The sequence below is a fragment of the Flavobacterium rhizophilum genome (genome assembly GCF_046000485.1).
In the GTDB taxonomy this organism is placed as follows: Bacteria; Bacteroidota; Bacteroidia; order Flavobacteriales; family Flavobacteriaceae; genus Flavobacterium; species Flavobacterium rhizophilum.
The window spans coordinates 22,158-38,524 of the sequence record NZ_JBELQB010000011.1 but is presented as its reverse complement, the minus strand read 5'-3'; the positions used below and the strand labels follow the sequence as shown (position 1 = coordinate 38,524).

13 protein-coding genes and 4 tRNA genes are annotated in these 16,367 nt (G+C 37.7%); 15 read left to right on the top strand and 2 right to left on the bottom strand.

The annotated features are described in order from the left end of the window. Window positions 1-23: 23 nt before the first annotated feature. From hpf to ABS768_RS13910, 15 genes are all read left to right on the top strand, one after another. Window positions 24-326: a ribosome hibernation-promoting factor, HPF/YfiA family gene (gene hpf, locus ABS768_RS13980; RefSeq protein ID WP_408075562.1), complete on the top strand. Its 303-nt coding sequence runs from the start codon at window positions 24-26 to the stop codon at window positions 324-326. 91 nt (window positions 327-417) lie between these two features. Then, window positions 418-491 (top strand) — tRNA-Thr (locus ABS768_RS13975). Window positions 492-528: 37 nt separating this feature from the next. Next, a tRNA-Tyr gene (locus tag ABS768_RS13970) sits at window positions 529-609 on the top strand. Window positions 610-641: 32 nt separating this feature from the next. Next, window positions 642-713 (top strand) — tRNA-Thr (locus ABS768_RS13965). Between the two features lie 56 nt (window positions 714-769). Beyond that, complete coding sequence (tuf, locus tag ABS768_RS13960; RefSeq protein ID WP_408075561.1) at window positions 770-1,957, top strand: elongation factor Tu; 1,188 nt, start codon at window positions 770-772, stop codon at window positions 1,955-1,957. A 61-nt stretch (window positions 1,958-2,018) separates the two neighbouring features. Further along, a tRNA-Trp gene (locus tag ABS768_RS13955) sits at window positions 2,019-2,089 on the top strand. A gap of 16 nt (window positions 2,090-2,105) precedes the next feature. Next, window positions 2,106-2,303, top strand: a complete 198-nt coding sequence (gene secE, locus ABS768_RS13950) for a preprotein translocase subunit SecE (protein WP_157481341.1) — start codon at window positions 2,106-2,108, stop codon at window positions 2,301-2,303. Window positions 2,304-2,313: 10 nt separating this feature from the next. After that, window positions 2,314-2,865: a transcription termination/antitermination protein NusG gene (gene nusG, locus ABS768_RS13945; protein WP_035135489.1), complete on the top strand. Its 552-nt coding sequence runs from the start codon at window positions 2,314-2,316 to the stop codon at window positions 2,863-2,865. A gap of 68 nt (window positions 2,866-2,933) precedes the next feature. Then, the gene (gene rplK, locus ABS768_RS13940; protein WP_035135491.1) at window positions 2,934-3,371 is read left to right on the top strand and encodes a 50S ribosomal protein L11; all 438 of its coding nucleotides are present in this window, start codon (window positions 2,934-2,936) and stop codon (window positions 3,369-3,371) included. Between the two features lie 21 nt (window positions 3,372-3,392). Further along, complete coding sequence (gene rplA, locus ABS768_RS13935; RefSeq protein ID WP_035135493.1) at window positions 3,393-4,082, top strand: 50S ribosomal protein L1; 690 nt, start codon at window positions 3,393-3,395, stop codon at window positions 4,080-4,082. Between the two features lie 22 nt (window positions 4,083-4,104). Continuing rightward, entirely contained in the window at window positions 4,105-4,626 is a 522-nt protein-coding gene (gene rplJ, locus ABS768_RS13930) for a 50S ribosomal protein L10 (RefSeq protein ID WP_408075560.1), read from the top strand. A gap of 63 nt (window positions 4,627-4,689) precedes the next feature. After that, window positions 4,690-5,064: a 50S ribosomal protein L7/L12 gene (gene rplL, locus ABS768_RS13925; protein WP_035135497.1), complete on the top strand. Its 375-nt coding sequence runs from the start codon at window positions 4,690-4,692 to the stop codon at window positions 5,062-5,064. Window positions 5,065-5,195: 131 nt separating this feature from the next. Then, window positions 5,196-9,008, top strand: a complete 3,813-nt coding sequence (gene rpoB, locus ABS768_RS13920) for a DNA-directed RNA polymerase subunit beta (protein WP_408075559.1) — start codon at window positions 5,196-5,198, stop codon at window positions 9,006-9,008. Window positions 9,009-9,080: 72 nt separating this feature from the next. Continuing rightward, window positions 9,081-13,379 (top strand): DNA-directed RNA polymerase subunit beta', encoded by a 4,299-nt coding sequence (rpoC, locus tag ABS768_RS13915; protein ID WP_408075558.1) that lies wholly within the window; start codon window positions 9,081-9,083, stop codon window positions 13,377-13,379. Between the two features lie 6 nt (window positions 13,380-13,385). Continuing rightward, entirely contained in the window at window positions 13,386-13,697 is a 312-nt protein-coding gene (locus ABS768_RS13910) for a DUF3467 domain-containing protein (protein WP_035135501.1), read from the top strand. A gap of 45 nt (window positions 13,698-13,742) precedes the next feature. On the opposite strand, the gene ABS768_RS13905 is transcribed toward ABS768_RS13910, so the two are convergent. Then, on the bottom strand, window positions 13,743-14,759 hold the full coding sequence (locus ABS768_RS13905; RefSeq protein ID WP_408075557.1) for a UvrD-helicase domain-containing protein: 1,017 nt from the start codon (window positions 14,757-14,759) through the stop codon (window positions 13,743-13,745). Further along, window positions 14,741-16,297 carry an ATP-dependent nuclease gene (locus ABS768_RS13900; protein ID WP_408075556.1) on the bottom strand — a complete coding sequence of 519 codons (1,557 nt, stop codon included), beginning with the start codon at window positions 16,295-16,297 and terminating at the stop codon, window positions 14,741-14,743. Before ABS768_RS13900 ends, ABS768_RS13905 begins: the two co-directional genes overlap by 19 nt. Window positions 16,298-16,367: the final 70 nt, after the last annotated feature.

Genomic DNA, 16,367 nt, shown 5'->3' with positions numbered 1-16,367 from the left:
TTAACTATTTAAAAGTTATGTTTATGAAAGTAAATGTTCATGCAGTCAACTTCAATGTTGACAGAAAGCTAATTGGCTATGTACAGACAAGGTTAGATAAGCTTGATAAGTATTACGACAGGGTAGTTCATTCTGATGTGTTTTTTAAGCTGGATAATACGAGTGCAAAAGTGAATAAAATTGCAGAGCTCAAAATTAATGTGCCGGGTGATGAGTTTATAGTTAAAAAGCAGTGTAAAACATTTGAAGAGGCTGTAGAATTGGCAGCTGACTCGATGGAGCGTTTATTAGTAAAGAGGAAGCAAAAAATTAGAGCCCACTCATAACTGAAAAAAAAGTTCAAAAATGTTTTGATTAAAATAAAAAATCTATACATTTGCAGTCCGTTAGAAATAGCGGACTTTTTTATTGTAAGTTGCCGGTGTAGCTCAGCTGGCTAGAGCAGCTGATTTGTAATCAGCAGGTCGTGGGTTCGAGTCCCTCCATCGGCTCAAGGTTTTTTTTGAAAAGCAACTGAAAATAAGGTTAGGGGAGATACTCAAGCGGCCAACGAGGACGGACTGTAAATCCGTTGGGAAACCTTCGCAGGTTCGAATCCTGCTCTCCCCACAAAATTGAAGGTAACGAGCCTTCAGGGTTAAGCCGGTGTAGCTCAGGGGTAGAGTGCTTCCTTGGTAAGGAAGAGGTCACGGGTTCAAATCCCGTCATTGGCTCGATATTAGTAAATATTTGAACACTAATTATATAACTAAGATTAAATTATTAAATCATGGCAAAGGAAACTTTTGATCGTTCCAAACCGCACTTGAATATTGGTACTATTGGACACGTTGACCACGGTAAAACTACATTGACTGCTGCTATCACTAAAGTATTAAGTGATGCGGGTCTTTCTGAAGCAAGATCATTTGATCAAATTGATAATGCTCCTGAAGAAAAAGAAAGGGGTATTACTATTAATACATCTCACGTAGAATATGCAACTGCTAAGCGTCACTACGCTCACGTTGACTGTCCAGGTCACGCTGACTACGTTAAGAACATGGTAACTGGTGCTGCTCAGATGGACGGTGCTATCCTTGTTGTTGCTGCGACTGATGGTCCTATGCCACAAACTCGTGAGCACATCCTACTAGGTCGTCAGGTTGGTGTTCCAAGAATCGTTGTATTCATGAATAAAGTTGACATGGTTGACGATGCTGAGCTTTTAGAGCTTGTTGAGATGGAAATCCGTGACCTATTATCATTCTATCAGTATGATGGTGATAACGGTCCTGTAATTAAAGGTTCTGCTCTAGGTGCACTTAACGGTGAGCAAAAATGGGTAGATACTGTAATGGAGCTTATGAATGCTGTTGATGAGTGGATTGAAGAGCCGGTACGTGATATCGAGAAGCCATTTCTAATGCCGGTTGAAGACGTGTTTACAATTACAGGTCGTGGTACTGTTGCAACAGGTCGTATCGAAACAGGTGTTGCTAATACAGGTGATCCTGTAGAAATCATCGGTATGGGTGCAGATAAATTAACTTCTACTATTACAGGTGTTGAGATGTTCCGTAAAATCCTTGATAGAGGTGAGGCTGGTGATAACGTAGGTCTACTTCTTCGTGGTATTGATAAAGCTGACATCCGTCGTGGTATGGTAATCTGTAAGCCAGGTTCTGTTAAGCCACACGCTCACTTCAAAGCTGAGGTTTATATCCTTAAGAAAGAAGAAGGTGGTCGTCACACTCCATTCCATAACAACTATCGTCCACAGTTCTACGTTCGTACAACTGACGTAACTGGTACTATTAGCTTACCAGCTGGTGTTGAAATGGTAATGCCTGGTGATAACTTAACTATCGACGTACAACTGCTTAACCCAATCGCTCTTAGCGTAGGTTTACGTTTCGCTATCCGTGAGGGTGGTAGAACAGTAGGTGCTGGTCAGGTTACTGAAATTCTAGACTAATTTATTAGTTTAAATAAATAAATTAAGGCCGGCGGCTTTTGTTCGCCGGCTTTTATAACAAACGGGTGTAGTTCAAGGGTAGAATAGCGGTCTCCAAAACCGTTGATGGGGGTTCGAATCCCTCCACCCGTGCAAAAACTAAAAATATATGGCAAAGGTTACCAATTATGTATCAGAGGCATTTGCAGAATTAAAGACAAATGTAACGTGGCCTGAGTGGGCAGAAGTTCAAAAGCTGACCATTATTGTTGCTCTTTTTTCGATAATATTTGCCTTGGCAACGTTTGGGGTTGATAGAGGGTTTGAGGTTGTTATTGCGAATATTTATAGTTTCTTAAAAAATTAATTTTATTACGATGACTGATAACAATGTCAAAAAATGGTATGTGGTTAGAGCGGTAAGCGGTCAGGAAAATAAAGTTAAAAACTACATCGAAACTGAGATAAGCAGGTTAGGAATGTCTGACTATGTTTCTCAGGTTCTTGTGCCTACAGAAAAAGTGGTGCAGGTTAGAGATGGTAAAAAAATTAGCAAAGACAGAGTTTATTTTCCGGGATACGTTATGGTTGAAGCTAACCTTACCGGAGAAGTTCCTCACGTTATAAAATCAATCTCCGGAGTTATTGGTTTCCTTGGTGAAACTAAAGGTGGAGATGCTGTGCCTTTACGTATGTCTGAAGTTAACAGGATGCTTGGAAAAGTTGATGAGCTTTCTGTTAAGACAGATAATGTTGCTATACCTTATACTGTTGGAGAAACGGTTAAGGTAATAGATGGTCCTTTTAACGGGTTTAACGGTACAGTTGAAAAAGTAAATGAGGATAAGCGTAAGCTTGAAGTGATGGTGAAAATTTTCGGAAGAAAAACACCGTTAGAGTTAAGCTTTATGCAAGTTGAAAAAGTATAATTTTTGTTACACTAATATAAAATCACATCATTCGCTTCCAATGAAGATGTGCTAAATCTTTTAAAGAAATGGCTAAAGAAATTAGTAAAGTAGTTAAACTACAAGTTAAGGGAGGTGCTGCGAATCCGTCGCCACCGGTTGGACCTGCTTTGGGGGCTGCTGGGGTTAATATCATGGAGTTCTGTAAGCAGTTTAATGCTAGAACACAAGATAAACCTGGCAAAGTGTTACCAGTTCAAATTACTGTGTACAAAGACAAGTCTTTTGACTTTGTTGTTAAAACGCCACCTGCAGCTGTTCAGTTATTAGAGGCTGCTAAAATCAAATCAGGTTCAGGGGAACCAAACCGTAAAAAGGTTGCTAGCGTTACTTGGGATCAAATCAAAGCTATCGCTGAAGATAAGATGCCTGACCTGAATGCTTTCACAATTGAAAGCGCAATGAGTATGGTTGCCGGTACTGCAAGATCTATGGGTATAACAGTATCAGGAACAGCTCCTTTTTAATCTAATTAAGAAAAAAAAGACATGGCAAAATTAACAAAAAAGCAAAAAGAGGCTGCTTCAAAAATTGAAAAGAACAAACTGTACTCTCTGAAAGATGCATCTGCATTAATCAAAACAGTTTCTTCTGCAAAATTTGATGAGTCTGTTGATATCGCAGTTCGTTTGGGTGTAGATCCTAGAAAAGCGAATCAAATGGTAAGAGGAGTTGTAACACTACCACACGGTACGGGTAAAGATGTAAGAGTTCTTGCTCTTGTAACTCCTGATAAAGAAGAAGAGGCTAAAGCTGCTGGTGCTGACTATGTAGGTTTAGATGAATATCTTCAGAAAATCAAAGACGGTTGGACAGATGTTGATGTTATCATCACTATGCCAAGCGTTATGGGTAAATTAGGTCCGTTAGGTCGTATTTTAGGTCCAAGAGGCTTAATGCCTAACCCTAAAACCGGTACTGTAACAATGGAAGTAGGTAAAGCGGTTCAGGAAGTGAAAGCTGGTAAAATTGACTTTAAAGTTGATAAAACAGGTATCGTTCACGCTGCTATCGGAAAAGTATCTTTTGATGCTGAGAAGATCACTGAAAACGCTCACGAAATAATTCAAACATTAGTTAAATTAAAACCAACTGCAGCAAAAGGTACATATATTAAGAGTATTCACATCTCTAGTACTATGAGTCCTGCTATTGCTTTAGACCCTAAAGCGGTATAATTGGTAGTTAAAAAGTTTTATTATGACCAGAGAAGAAAAATCAAGAGTTATTGAAGATTTAACTGCACAATTAGCCGGAACAAACGTAATTTACGTTGCTGATATTTCAGGTCTAGATGCAGAAACTACTTCAAACTTAAGAAGAGCTTGCTTTAAAGCGGGTATCAAGCTAGAGGTTGTTAAGAACACCCTGCTTGAGAAAGCGATGGAAACTTCTGAGAACAATTATGGTGACCTTCCTACTACTTTAAAAGGAAATACGTCTATCATGATTGCAGAGGTTGGAAATTCTCCTGCTAAAGTGATAAAAGAGTTCCGTAAAAAATCAGACAAACCTGTTTTAAAAGGAGCTTATATAGATGAAGCAGTATTTATTGGTGATGAGCAACTAGAGGCTCTTGCATCACTTAAATCTAAAGAAGAGGTTATCGGTGATATCATCGGCTTACTTCAGTCTCCTGCTAAAAATGTTGTATCTGCTCTTAAATCAAGCGGCGGTAAACTTGCAGGAATCATTAAAACATTATCTGAGAAAGAAGGATAATATTTACAGCGTGTACGCACTTAATAAATTATATATTTTTTAAAATTATTAAAACGATAGAAAATGGCAGATTTAAAACAATTCGCAGAACAATTAGTTAACTTAACAGTTAAAGAAGTTAACGAACTAGCTACAATATTAAAAGATGAGTATGGTATCGAGCCTGCAGCTGCTGCTGTAGCTGTTGCTGGTCCTGCTGCTGGTGGTGGTGAAGCTGCTGCTGAGCAAACTGAGTTCACTGTAGTTCTTAAAGAAGCTGGTGCTTCTAAATTAGCAGTAGTTAAAGCTGTTAAAGAACTTACAGGTCTTGGACTTAAAGAAGCTAAAGACATGGTAGACTCTGCTCCGGCAAACGTTAAAGAAGGCGTTGCTAAAGATGAGGCAGAAGGTCTTAAGAAAGCTTTAGAAGAAGCTGGTGCAGTAGTAGAGCTTAAATAAGCATACTCTTCGGTTTAAAAAACCCAGGTTTAGGCCTTGAGAAAGACTCTCAAAGGCCTAAACCATTTTTCGTATAATAAACATTTATACGTTTTCTTATAAAACTTTTTTAATCAAAATTTTGTCCATTGATGATAACAAATCAGACTGAGAGATTAAATTTTGCCTCTACGAAAAACATTCCTGCATATCCGGATTTTCTAGATATCCAGGTGAAGTCTTTCAAGGATTTCTTTCAACTGGAAACCAAATCTGACGAAAGAGGCAACGAAGGTCTTTACAACACCTTCATGGAAAACTTTCCGATTACTGATACCAGAAATCAGTTTGTACTGGAGTTCCTTGACTACTTTGTTGATCCGCCAAGGTATACAATTGAAGAGTGTATTGATAGGGGTTTAACTTATAGCGTGCCTTTAAAAGCTAGGCTTAAGTTATATTGTACAGACCCAGAACATGAGGATTTTGAAACAATTGTACAGGACGTGTATTTAGGTACTATACCATACATGACTCCTAGCGGTACTTTTGTTATCAACGGTGCAGAACGTGTGGTTGTATCTCAGTTACACAGGTCTCCGGGTGTTTTCTTCGGTCAGTCGTTCCACGCTAACGGAACAAAATTATATTCGGCCAGGGTAATTCCTTTTAAAGGTTCTTGGATAGAGTTTGCAACCGATATTAATAATGTGATGTATGCGTACATTGACAGGAAGAAAAAATTACCGGTTACAACATTATTTAGGGCAATAGGTTTTGAAAGGGATAAAGATATCCTTGAGATATTTGACCTTGCAGAAGAGGTTAAGGTTTCTAAAACTGGTCTTAAAAAGTATATAGGCAGAAGACTTGCTGCACGTGTTCTTAATACATGGCACGAAGATTTCGTGGATGAAGATACAGGTGAAGTTGTTTCTATCGAGCGTAATGAAATTATATTAGACAGGGATACTATTATTGATAAGGATAATGTTGAGGAAATTATCGACTCTAATGTAAAAACAATTCTGCTTCATAAAGAGGATAATAATCAGGCAGATTATGCTATTATCCATAATACTTTACAAAAAGACCCAACAAACTCAGAAAAAGAAGCTGTAGAGCACATCTACCGTCAGCTGCGTAACGCAGAACCGCCTGATGAAGAGACTGCTCGTGGCATCATAGATAAATTGTTCTTCTCTGATCAACGTTACAACTTAGGTGAGGTAGGTCGTTACAGAATGAACAAAAAACTTAGTCTTGACATCCCTATGGATAAGCAGGTGCTTACCAAAGAGGATATCATTACTATCGTTAAGTACTTAATCGAGCTTATCAACTCTAAAGCAGAGATTGATGATATCGATCACTTATCAAACCGTCGTGTAAGAACTGTAGGTGAGCAACTTTCAGCACAGTTTGGCGTAGGTTTGGCTCGTATGGCGAGAACCATTAGAGAGCGTATGAACGTTAGGGATAACGAGGTGTTTACACCAATTGACCTTATCAATGCTAAAACATTGTCGTCAGTTATCAACTCTTTCTTTGGTACGAACCAGCTTTCTCAGTTTATGGATCAAACCAATCCACTTGCTGAGATTACACACAAAAGAAGATTGTCTGCATTAGGGCCTGGTGGTCTTTCGAGAGAGAGAGCAGGTTTCGAGGTGCGAGACGTTCACTATACGCATTACGGACGTTTATGTCCTATTGAGACACCAGAGGGTCCAAACATTGGTTTGATCTCTTCTCTGGGTGTTTACGCTAAGGTAAACGGAATGGGCTTTATCGAAACTCCTTACCGTAAGGTTGAAAACGGTAAAGTTGATATTGTTTCAGAACCTATTTACCTAAGTGCAGAAGAGGAAGAAGGTAAACTGATTGCTCAGGCGAACATTGAGATGAACGATGACGGTAATATTACTGCAGAAAAAGTAATTGCCCGTGAGGAAGGTGACTTCCCGGTTGTTGAGCCAAACGTTGTACATTATACTGACGTTGCTCCTAATCAGATTGCTTCTATCTCAGCTTCGTTGATTCCTTTCCTTGAACACGATGATGCGAACCGTGCACTGATGGGATCAAACATGATGCGCCAGGCCGTACCATTGTTACGTCCTGAGTCTCCTATCGTGGGTACTGGTTTAGAGCGTCAGGTAGCTTCAGATTCAAGGGTACTGATAAATGCCGAAGGCAATGGTACTGTTGAGTATGTAGATGCTAACGAGATTACTATTAAGTATGACAGAACAGACCGTGAGAGAAGTGTAAGCTTTGATACGGATGAGAAAACATACAAGTTAATTAAGTTCAGAAAAACCAACCAGAGTACAAGTATTAACCTTAAGCCTATCGTTAGAAAAGGTGACAGGGTTGCTAAAGGACAGGTACTTTGTGAAGGTTATGCAACTCAAAACGGTGAGCTTGCTTTAGGTAGAAACCTTAAAGTAGCGTTCATGCCTTGGAAAGGGTATAACTTTGAGGATGCGATTGTAATTTCTGAAAAAGTTGTTCGTGATGATATCTTTACATCGATCCACGTAGACGATTATTCACTAGAGGTAAGGGATACTAAGTTAGGTAACGAAGAGTTAACTAACGACATTCCTAACGTAAGTGAAGAGGCTACTAAAGATCTTGATGAAAATGGTATGATCAGGATTGGTGCAGAAGTTAAGCCTGGTGATATCCTTATCGGTAAGATTACTCCAAAAGGAGAATCTGATCCAACACCTGAAGAAAAACTACTTAGAGCAATCTTTGGAGATAAAGCAGGTGATGTTAAGGATGCTTCGTTAAAAGCTTCTCCATCATTACATGGTGTTGTTCTTGACAAAAAATTATTTGCAAGAGCTGTAAAAGATAAACGCAAACGTACAAAAGATAAAGACGATTTAACTAAACTTGAAATGGAGTTTGAAGTTAAGTTCACTGAGCTTAAAGACAGACTTATTGATAAGTTGTTTAACATCGTTAACGGAAAAACTTCTCAGGGAGTAATGAATGATTTGGGTGAGGAGATTTTACCAAAAGGTAAAAAGTACACTCAAAAAATGCTTTATGCAGTTGAAGATTTCGCTCACTTAACAAAAGGTCAGTGGACAACGGATGACGAAACCAATGCAATGGTTAACGACCTTATCCACAACTATAAAATTAAGCTGAACGACCTTCAGGGTGCATTAAGAAGAGAGAAATTCACTATCACTGTAGGAGACGAGCTTCCGTCAGGAATCTTAAAACTTGCTAAGGTTTACATCGCTAAGAAACGTAAACTTAAAGTGGGTGATAAAATGGCAGGTCGTCACGGTAACAAAGGTATTGTTGCTAAAATTGTACGCCACGAGGATATGCCATTCCTTGAAGACGGAACTCCGGTAGATATCGTTCTTAACCCGCTAGGGGTACCATCGCGTATGAACATTGGTCAGATTTATGAAACTGTACTTGGATGGGCAGGTATGAACTTAGGCAAGAAATTTGCAACGCCAATTTTTGACGGTGCTTCTCTTGATGAGATCAACGCGCTTACAGATGAGGCAGGTGTGCCAAGATTTGGTCATACATATTTATATGACGGAGGTACAGGAGAGCGTTTCCACCAGCCGGCTACAGTAGGTGTAATTTATATGCTTAAGCTGGGTCACATGGTAGATGATAAGATGCACGCACGTTCTATCGGTCCTTACTCGCTTATCACGCAGCAGCCTCTTGGAGGTAAAGCACAGTTTGGTGGTCAGCGTTTTGGAGAGATGGAGGTTTGGGCACTTGAGGCATACGGTGCTTCAAGCACACTGAGAGAGATCCTGACAGTTAAATCGGATGACGTTATAGGTAGGGCTAAAACTTACGAGTCTATCGTTAAGGGTGAAACCATGCCGGAACCAGGGCTACCGGAATCATTCAATGTATTGATGCACGAGCTTAAAGGTCTTGGACTAGACATCAGATTAGAAGAATAAATTTCCACGGGAATGGTGCTTTTAGCGCCATTCCCTTTACAGCGTTTTTAATATAATTGATAGATTCATATCATGACGAGATTAAAAGATAAAAATACCGTTAAAAGATTTAACCAGATATCGATAGGTCTTGCTTCTCCGGAGTCCATCCTTGCAGAGTCAAGAGGTGAGGTTCTAAAACCGGAAACCATTAACTATCGTACTCACAAACCGGAAAGAGACGGACTTTTCTGTGAGCGTATTTTCGGTCCTGTAAAAGACTTTGAATGTGCTTGTGGTAAATACAAAAGAATCCGTTATAAAGGGATTGTTTGTGACCGTTGTGGTGTAGAGGTTACGGAGAAAAAAGTACGTCGTGACAGAGTAGGACACATCAACCTTGTTGTGCCTATTGCTCATATTTGGTACTTCCGTTCATTACCAAACAAAATAGGTTATCTTCTTGGCCTTCCGTCTAAGAAATTAGACATGATCATATACTATGAAAGGTATGTGGTTATACAGCCAGGTATTGCTAAGGGTCCTGATGGGGAACCGCTTAAAGAACTAGACTTTTTAACTGAAGAAGAGTACCTGAATATTGCAGATACCCTTCCGATGGAAAACCAATATTTAGATGACACAGACCCTAACAAGTTTATCGCTAAGATGGGGGCTGAGTGTATTATGGACTTATTGGCAAGAATTGATCTTGACCAGTTGTCATACAACCTTCGCCACAGTGCTAATACCGAGACATCTAAACAAAGAAAAACTGAAGCACTTAAAAGACTACAGGTTGTAGAATCTTTCCGTGAGGCGAACCTTAACAGGGAAAACCGCCCTGAGTGGATGATTCTTAAAGTTATTCCTGTTATCCCGCCAGAGCTTCGTCCGTTAGTGCCTCTTGATGGTGGACGTTTTGCTACGTCTGACCTTAATGACCTTTACAGAAGGGTTATTATACGTAACAACCGTCTTAAGAGACTTATGGAAATCAAAGCACCGGAAGTTATCCTTCGTAACGAAAAACGTATGCTTCAGGAATCTGTTGACTCGTTATTCGATAATACAAGAAAAGCTTCTGCTGTTAAAACAGAATCAAACAGGCCACTTAAATCACTTTCTGATTCATTAAAAGGTAAACAGGGACGTTTCCGTCAAAACCTTCTTGGTAAACGTGTTGACTATTCTGCACGTTCGGTTATCGTTGTTGGGCCTGAAATGAAACTTTTTGAGTGTGGTTTACCAAAAGATATGGCTGCTGAGCTTTACAAACCATTCGTTATCCGTAAGCTTATCGAAAGAGGTATTGTAAAAACAGTTAAGTCGGCTAAGAAGATTATAGATAAGAAAGAGCCGGTAGTATGGGATATCCTTGAAAATGTAATTAAAGGTCACCCGGTACTGCTTAACCGTGCCCCTACTCTTCACCGTTTAGGTATTCAGGCATTCCAGCCTAAACTTATTGAAGGTAAAGCGATCCAGCTACACCCGTTAGTATGTACGGCATTTAACGCTGACTTTGATGGTGACCAGATGGCGGTTCACTTACCTCTAGGGCCGGAGGCTATACTTGAAGCACAGCTTTTAATGCTTGCTTCACACAATATTCTTAACCCTGCTAACGGTGCACCTATTACTGTACCATCTCAGGACATGGTTCTTGGTCTTTACTATATGACCAAAGAGCGTTTGTCTACAGAGACGCACAAGATTTTAGGTGAAGGCCTTACTTTCTATTCTGCAGAAGAAGTAAACATTGCTTTAAATGAGGGTAGAGTAGAGCTTAATGCATCTGTTAAGGTTAGGACTAAAGACTTTAATGACAAAGGAGAGCTTGTTTATCAGGTTATCAAAACTACAGCAGGTAGGGTATTATTCAACGAAGTAGTACCAGAGCAGGCTGGATATATCAATGAGGTATTGACTAAAAAATCGTTAAGGGATATTATCGGTAAGATTTTAAATGCTACTGATGTACCTACAACGGCTGCCTTCCTTGATAATATTAAAGATATGGGTTACCGTTTCGCATTTAGAGGTGGTCTTTCTTTCAGTTTAGGTGATATTATTATCCCTGCAAGAAAGCAAGAACTTATTACTGATGCAAACGAACAGGTTGATGCGATTACCATGAACTATAACATGGGTCTTATCACCAACAATGAGCGTTACAACCAGGTGATTGACGTTTGGACTTCTACCAACGCGCTTCTTACAGAGCTTGCAATGAAGAACATTAGAGAGGATCAGCAAGGATTCAACTCGGTGTACATGATGCTTGACTCTGGGGCGAGGGGTTCTAAGGAACAGATTCGTCAGCTTACCGGTATGCGTGGTCTTATGGCTAAGCCTAAGAAATCTACTGCCGGTGGTGGTGAGATTATTGAAAACCCTATCTTATCTAACTTTAAAGAAGGTTTATCAATCCTTGAGTACTTTATCTCTACTCACGGTGCCCGTAAAGGTCTTGCGGATACGGCTCTTAAAACGGCCGATGCGGGTTACCTTACAAGGAGGCTGCATGACGTTTCTCAGGACGTTATCGTAAACTCTGTAGATTGTGGTACATTAAGAGGTATTGAAGTAACTCCACTTAAGAAAAACGAAGAGATTGTAGAATCTCTTGGTGAAAGAATATTAGGTCGTGTAGCTTTACAGGATGTTATTAATCCGCTAACTTCTGAGGTTCTTGTTCACGCTGGTGAGCAAATCACAGAAGCTGAAGTCAGAGCTATTAATGCTTCTCCGGTTGAGAGTGTTGAAGTACGTTCTCCACTAACATGTGAGGCTAAAAAAGGTATTTGTGCTAAATGTTACGGTCGTAACCTTGCAACAGCCAAAATGACACAAAAAGGTGAGGCAGTAGGTGTTATTGCAGCACAGTCAATTGGTGAGCCTGGTACACAGCTTACATTACGTACGTTCCACGTGGGTGGTACAGCGGGTAACATTTCTGAGGAGTCTAGTATTATCACTAAATTCCGAGGTAAGCTTGATATCGAAGATCTTAAAACAGTTAAAGGAGAAGACAACGAGGGTAACGAAGTGGATATCGTGGTATCACGTTCTACAGAGTTAAAACTTGTTGACGAAACTACAGGAATTGTATTAAATACACATAACATACCTTACGGTTCAAGTATCTATGTGAAAAACGGAGATGTTGTATCTGAAGGAACTGTAATATGTAAATGGGACCCTTATAACGGTGTAATTATTTCTGAATTTACCGGTAAAATTGCTTATGAAGATATCGAACAGGGACAAACGTTTATTGTTGAAATCGATGAGCAAACAGGATTCCAGGAAAAAGTAATCTCTGAGGCCAGGAATAAGAAATTAATCCCAACCTTATTAATTTACGGTAATGACGGTGAGTTAATCCGTTCTTACAACTTACCGGTAGGTTCTCACCTTATGGTAGATAACGGAGAGAAAATCAAGGCAGGTAAAGTACTTGTTAAGATTCCTAGACGTTCTTCTAAGGCGGGTGATATTACGGGTGGTTTACCAAGGATTACAGAGCTTCTTGAAGCACGTAACCCTTCTAACCCGGCTGTGGTTTCTGAAATCGACGGTGTTGTATCATTCGGTAAGATTAAGAGAGGTAACCGAGAGATTATAGTTGAGTCTAAGTTTGGTGAGATCAAGAAATATCTTGTGAAACTTTCTAACCAGATACTTGTTCAGGAGAATGACTACGTGAAGGCGGGTCTGCCACTTTCAGACGGTGCCATCACTCCGGACGATATCCTTAGAATACAGGGACCATCTGCAGTACAGCAGTATCTTGTAAACGAGATTCAGGAAGTTTACCGACTACAGGGTGTAAAAATCAACGATAAGCACTTTGAGGTTGTTATCCGCCAGATGATGCGTAAAGTTAAGATTGAAGATCCGGGAGATACATTATTCCTTGAAGATCAGTTAGCTCACACGAGCGACTTTATCGAGGAGAATGATAAACTGTACGGAATGAAAGTTGTAGAAGATGCAGGAGATTCTGATACTCTTAAACCAGGTCAGATTATTACTCCGCGTCAGTTAAGGGATGAGAACTCAATCCTTAAGCGTACGGATAAAAACCTTGTTGTAGCAAGAGATGTTGTTCCGGCAACGGCTACTCCAATACTACAGGGTATTACAAGAGCATCGCTACAAACTAAATCGTTCATCTCGGCAGCATCGTTCCAGGAAACAACTAAAGTACTTAACGAAGCAGCTGTAGCTGGTAAAGTAGACGGACTTGAAGGACTTAAAGAGAACGTTATTGTAGGACACAGAATACCTGCTGGTACAGGTATGAGGGATTACGACAACATTATCGTAGGTTCTAAAGAAGAGTATAATGAATTATTAACTCCTAAAGAGGAATTTAATTACTAATACAACATGAGTGATCAAAAACAGCAACCGGGGCAAATTAACATTGAACTGGATGAGAAAACAGCCGAAGGCATCTATTCTAACCTGGCAATTATAAACCACTCGGCTTCCGAGTTTGTAGTGGACTTTGTAAGCATAATGCCGGCAGTACCTAAAGCTAAAGTTAAATCACGCATTGTATTAACGCCTCAGCACGCCAAAAGGCTGCTAAAGGTACTTGGTGAGAATATTCATCGTTTTGAAGCCGCTCATGGTGAGATTAAGGAATCAGAACAACCACCAATTCCATTAAATTTCGGGCCTGCAGGTCAGGCTTAATATAAAATATAAGCCCACTCAAATGAGTGGGCTTTTTTATTTAAATTAGGTCAAATCTTCAGGAATCAAATAACAGTTACCTCTAGTTCGGGTTAGGGCAACATATAATTTGTTTTTAGTAATAGGATTTAAAGATTTTAGGTTTTGTTTTTTATAAAGGTTATAGGTGGTCTTGTTTAGAATAATACATGTATCAACATAGCTATCTTCACCTTTACAATCTCCCCAGTTTTTAGAATTAAAACTTCTTTTATTACTATTGTTGTATACCAGTTTTATTATCGAATCATCTGATAAGATATTACTAATTTCAGTTGGATTATCTACATATTTTATTTGAGTAATATTGTCATTAGCTGAGCTAATTGATATACCTAAATTTTCACTAACATAATTACAAATTGTAGGGCTACAGCGATGACTCTTTTTTAAAGTGTCCAAATCTATAGTAATGTTCTGTTTGCTGTAATAATTTAAAAAAGTTTCTAAATTGCTATATAGATTTTTATGTAAATTACCATCTCTACTTGTGTTATAAGTATGTTGATAGAAATCTCCGACTAGTAAAAAATTCACATTTGTATTTAATAATCTCAGTACAAAATCAAAATCATGTCCAGATAAATCTTGAACTTCATCTATCAAAACGTAATTATAAAATTTCTTGATCCTATCATTAACAGATTGTGAGAGATTGGCTACATCGATTAGCTTTGCCATCCGATTATGATATAAATAACCATTGTTTACATAAAATCGTTTATCATTTCTATTGAGTTGATTTGTCCATGTAGGAGGTAAGTCCCATTTAATACCTTTAACTTTTAATTCTTTAAATAAAAATGGTTTTATACATGTATTATAAATGAAATCGAAATAAGTAAGTATAGTAATGTTTTGAGGTAGATAGTTGAATTTTTTTAATACTTTATTTTTTAAATTTTTACAATTTGAAACCGTATATGTAACAAGCAAAAAGTTTTTATCTAAATCTAATTGATTTATTAACATAGTTGTCTTACCAGAACCGGCAACAGCTAATACTATTCTTTTGTCAACCATAAAATCCCATTTTTTATATATTGTGGCACTTTTATAGAGTCATGCTTTTTATCTAAAATTCTAAATGCACAATCAGCTTTTTCAGATAACATATATTCTAGAGTAGTTAAAGTTTTTCTGCCTTTTGAAAACAGTTCTTCGCACAGTTCAGTATTATTGTTATACATTGATATTTCAAAGGTTGAAATTGAATTGTCCTCCTCAGAAAAAACTTTAATTTTATCAGATAAATATTTGCTGTATCTTTCTACACAGTTTACTTGATAATTTTCGTCATTATCTCTAATAACTAGTGTTTTAATGTCTAATAAAACAGCGACATCCAAATATCTTTTAAAGCTTGTTCCGCCAACTGAAATTATATGTATGCCGTATTCTTCAGGGGGATTTTTTAAGACTATTTCACAAAATCTATTCATCATTATATATTCAGAGTCGCCTTCAACAAGAATTACTTTTTCAGATAATATGTATTCTAAAATATTATTATCAGGGGCTTTCATGAAGAATTTTGCTGTGTCTTCTTTTAATGATTTTAAGCTTATCGATTTGTTGCTACTGCTATTTAATAATGTTGTATTCCTTAAATCTAAACGTGTACTGATTAAGCTGTTGTGAGTTGCGATGAATATCTGTTTATTCTTGGAGTCGTTTATTCGATTAATAAGCTTTTTCATGTGAGAGTGACTAAGGTGATTTTCAGGCTCTTCTAGTAATATGAAATCTATTTCAGTACCTTTTTTTTGTAGAGCAAACTCTGTTTTTATAAAACATTGCCTTCCTTTTCCTCTATTATCAATGTCAATATCGTTTTCAGTAATTGTTAAATCTGATTCTAAATTTGATTTAGAATTGTTTTTGATTGAAAAAGCAAAAGGACCTGTTTTAGAGTTTAAATCATTTAATACTCTTTCTCTAAACTCATTTTTATAGTATCTATATTTGTTTGAATGTCTATTCTTTTCAGCTATCGAAGTGTAATTGTTATACAGTGTTTTAATATAAGATTTTGTAGCATATTCATTATTAATTTGGGTATTGTCTAATAATAGATGTTTGAAATATTTTTTAAAGCCAGAATATGCCTGTCCAGCAAAAGTGTGAAAAGAGATAGAATAATATTCAAAAGGAAAGTTTTGATTATTTTGACTTAAAATTTCTATAATTTCAGCACTCAATTCGTCCTTAGGTTCACAAACCATGTATAAACCATAACAATCGGTATTGTCTAAATTATTTCGACCGTGAAAATAAGGGTCGTTTAATTCTGAAAAATAAATTTCTATAGTTAATTGTGGTAATGACGAATATTGATTTGATGAAAAAAAGTTGTTGATTGTGTTAAAGTTAAAAAGTGAGTCTAGTCCTAATGTTTCAACTTTAGATCGACTACCACTTAAAACTAAATCTATTGCTAATAAAATTGAACTTTTTCCTGATTCATTATCACCTATTAAAACATTTAAGTTGTCCTCAAAATCTATGTCTAATGTTTCAAAACGTTTAAAATTTAATGCTTTTAATTTTCTTATTTTCATTGTCTAGCGTTGGTAAGGTTATTTAACATAAATATACAATAAATGTTAAAATTAACTTTATTATTCATTC